The sequence below is a fragment of the Bradyrhizobium sp. UFLA05-108 genome, from assembly GCF_059803455.1.
Window position 1 is genome coordinate 1 of record NZ_JBANAZ010000156.1, and the last position, 3,361, is coordinate 3,361.

The following is a 3,361-nucleotide window of genomic DNA, read 5'->3' on the forward strand; positions in this document are numbered from 1 at the left end:
GCAAGTTTATGCCGCCCGGCGAACTATGCCGAGCGGTTTCGGGCCGGCGCGTCGTTGTCGCGGTGCCGTCGTCTGACACGCGCACGTCATTCGGCATAGTTTGGCCCGTCACAGGGCCTCGAGGAAGGCGAGCAGGCGATCGTTGGGGCGGAAGCGGTTGCGCTTCCCACGTTCGAACGGCTTGAGCTTCGCCAGGGCTGCCTCCTTCAGCGCAAGGTGGGCGTGTAGATATGTCTGTGTCGTCTCGATCGATTCGTGACCGAGCCACAGCGCGATCACGGAGCAGTCGACGCCTGCTTGCAGCAACTCCATCGCAGCGCTGTGCCTCAGCACATGGGGTGACACCCGCTTGGTCGCCAGCGAAGGACACCTCTCACTGGCCGCGCGCACGTGCTTGGCCAGCAACGATTGGACACTATCGGCGCTGAGCCGGCCACCGTGCACGTTGGGAAACAATGCTGCGGCCCCCTTCCGCGCCGGCTCCTTGAGCCAAGCCTGGAGGACGCGTTGAGCGAGCTTGGTCAACGGCGTGCATCGTTCCTTCCGCCCCTTGCCGACACATCGCACGTGGGCGCCAGCACCGAGGTGGACGGCGTCCCTGTCGAGGCCGGTCAACTCGGACAAGCGCAAGCCCGTCTGAGCCGCGACCAGCAATAGGGTGTGATCGCGGCGCCCGAGCCACGTCGTCCGATCGGATGCGGCGAGGATCGCCTCGATCTCACGCCGTCCCAGGAAATGCACCTGTTGCTTGTCGTGCCTCTTGCTTGGTATTGCGAGCACGCGCTGGATCATCGCGCTGTGTGCCGGCTCCTCGAAGGACACAAACCGGAAGAAGGAGCGGATGGCGGTCAGGCGCAGGTTGCGCGTTCTGATGGCGACACCGCGCTTCGTTTCGAGATCAGCCAGGAACGCCCCGATAAAGGGGGCATCCAGCTCGCCGAGCGACAACGCCGATGGAGGCTTGCGCAGCCGCGCTTGCGCGAACGAGAACAGCAGCCGGAACGTATCCCTGTAGGACGCGATCGTGTTAGCGCTGACGTTACGCTGGCGCATAAGCCTCTCGGTGAAGTAGCGCTCGATCAATGTGGCGACATTACAGATCGGCTTGCTCGGCTTCATGGCTTGGCCTCCCATCGCCGATCGAGGCGCCGCGCCGCCTCTTGCATGAGCTCCGGGCAGGCCGAAAGATACCAATAGGTGTCGCGCACATAGGCGTGGCCGAGGTAGGTGGAGAGCACCGGGAGCTGCTGTTCGACGTCCTTGCCGTCGCGATACCAGTCGAGCAGCGTCCTGATTGCGAAGCGATGCCGGAAGTCGTGCACGCGCGGCCCGGTACGATCGCCGCGGCGCCGCAGTCCGATCTCTCGGGACAGCCGCCAGAAGACACGATAGATGTGGTGGTGCAGCAAGCGGCCGCCCCGTTCTGCGAGGAAGAAGGTAGAGCCGCAGCGTGATCCGAAACAAGCATCGCGCCGGTCGGCATAGCGGCGGAGCGCTGCGCATGTCGTCGGATGCAAAGGCACGAGCCTCGATTTGCCGAACTTGGTCAGCTGGATTGTCAGCACGCCAGCGTCCAGGTCGACATTCTCACGCTCGAGGCTTATCGCCTCGGAAATGCGCATGCCGGTCACCGCGATCAGCCCGAACAGCGTGTGATAGGTCCATCGACGCAACCCGTCCTCTGGCGGTAGGGCAAGCGCCGCCGTCAGCAGCGCATCGATCTCCGCATCGCTGTAAACATAGGGCTTGGCACGCTTCCATCCCGGCAGGATACCGACAGGCGGCACTTCTGTTCTCGGATCGAAGTTGGCGAGATGGTGCGCAAATCCGCGCACGTCGGTTAATCGTATTGCCCAGGATGCGTGACGATCGGGCGGCAGTGTCGCCCATTCCATCGCAAGCTTTGCCGTGATGGTCGTAGCCTTACGCTTTTCCATGAAGACTACGAAGTCGGCGAGCCGCCGGGTCTGGTGCTCGTATCTGTATCCCAGCCCCTTGCGCATGGTGAGATAGCGTTCGAGCGCGGAACGTAGATCGGTCATCGCGAACCTCCCGGCCAGGGCAGGCTCAATGTGCGCAGCGCCTCGACGTCAACCTTCGCGTAGATCCGCGTGGTGTCATGGTCCTCGTGCCGCAGGAGCTGACCGATCTCGGTCAAGGTCGCGCCGGAGCGCAGAAGCTCGGTGGCAAGGCTGTGCCGGAAGATATGCGCTCCGCGGTGTGCGCAATCTCCGACGCCGGCGCGATCGAGAGCGGCCTTGGCGATCATCGTAATCGCGCAGCCGGATGCAAAGCCGACGTGAGGCGCCGGCGTGCGCAGAAACAACTGGCGGCGCGACGACTTCGGGCGGCTATCACGCAGATAGGCAACGACGGCCGCGCCGACGTCTGGAGGCATCGGCATTCGCGCTCGCTGCCGCCCCTTCGCGCGAATGAGCATCACCCCCGATCGCCAGTCGATATCATCCAAGGTGAGGGTCGCGACCTCGCCGGCCCGTAAACCGAGCTTCGCCAGCAGCATCAGGATGGCGTAATCCCGTCGTCCCATCGCGGTGGTTCGATCGCAACCATCGAGGGCCTTCTGCACTTGAGCGACTGGAAGATGGGTCGGCAGAGTTGCGAGCTTCCATCGTCGTATCGACGGAACGCAACCAGCCAACGCGCGCGGGTTCAGCCCGCGATGATGGAGATAACGGAGAAAGGCGCGCAGCGACCAGCACATCGCCTTCCCGGTCTTCGGGCTCCAATCTTGAGCGTGACGCTCGATGTAGCCGATCACGCTCTCCTGACTGATCTTGCCCAAGTCATCTTCGCCGGCGGGGCATACCTCGTGGAGGAACCGACGGATGATCGGCAGGTGGCGGACGGTGGAACGTGGCGCCAATCCGCGCTCTGTCCGCAGATAGTCTTCGAAGTCCTTGAAGATCCGATCGTGCGGGGTCAGCGGCGGCGCCGCTGCCGGCGCAATCGCGCCTTCCTCGCGCAGTAGCGATAGCCATCGCTTGAGCGCTGCTCGGTCACTGGGCTGAATGGACAGCCGCCTGGCCCGGTGCCGAAGGTACCGCTCAACCATGTGCTCATCGATAGCAGCCAACTTGCGCCGGTGCCTGGCGATCCAGTCCAGGAGGCCGCTGACGACATTGAGGCATCGCCAAGTGCCTTGTGGAGCAAGCCGCTCTTCGACCAGACGTAGCGCGTAGCGCTCGACATGCTGTCCGTGAAGCCCATTCTTGAGACGTTGGAACAGCCGGCTTCTGCCCAGGTAATCTCCTGCTTCCATCTTCCCGTTCTCCGCTGTTGAGGGCGGAGACACAGAACGCACTATGCCGAATCGATTACATGCAGATCAGTGTGAATCATG

3 protein-coding genes are annotated in these 3,361 nt (G+C 63.3%); all 3 read right to left on the reverse strand.

The genetic code is table 11. The features are described 5' to 3' along the window. Window positions 1–108 precede the first annotated feature (108 nt). Genes SO140_RS45450 through SO140_RS45460 form a run of 3 tightly spaced genes read right to left on the reverse strand, consistent with a single transcriptional unit; the run spans window position 109 to window position 3,280 of the window. Entirely contained in the window at window positions 109–1,119 is a 1,011-nt protein-coding gene (locus tag SO140_RS45450; RefSeq protein WP_498544153.1) for a tyrosine-type recombinase/integrase, read from the reverse strand. Continuing rightward, complete coding sequence (locus tag SO140_RS45455) at window positions 1,116–2,042, reverse strand: tyrosine-type recombinase/integrase (protein WP_498544154.1); 927 nt, start codon at window positions 2,040–2,042, stop codon at window positions 1,116–1,118. The genes SO140_RS45450 and SO140_RS45455 overlap by 4 nt, the downstream gene beginning before the upstream one ends. Further along, window positions 2,039–3,280, reverse strand: a complete 1,242-nt coding sequence (locus SO140_RS45460) for a tyrosine-type recombinase/integrase (protein WP_498544155.1) — start codon at window positions 3,278–3,280, stop codon at window positions 2,039–2,041. The genes SO140_RS45455 and SO140_RS45460 overlap by 4 nt, the downstream gene beginning before the upstream one ends. Window positions 3,281–3,361: the final 81 nt, after the last annotated feature.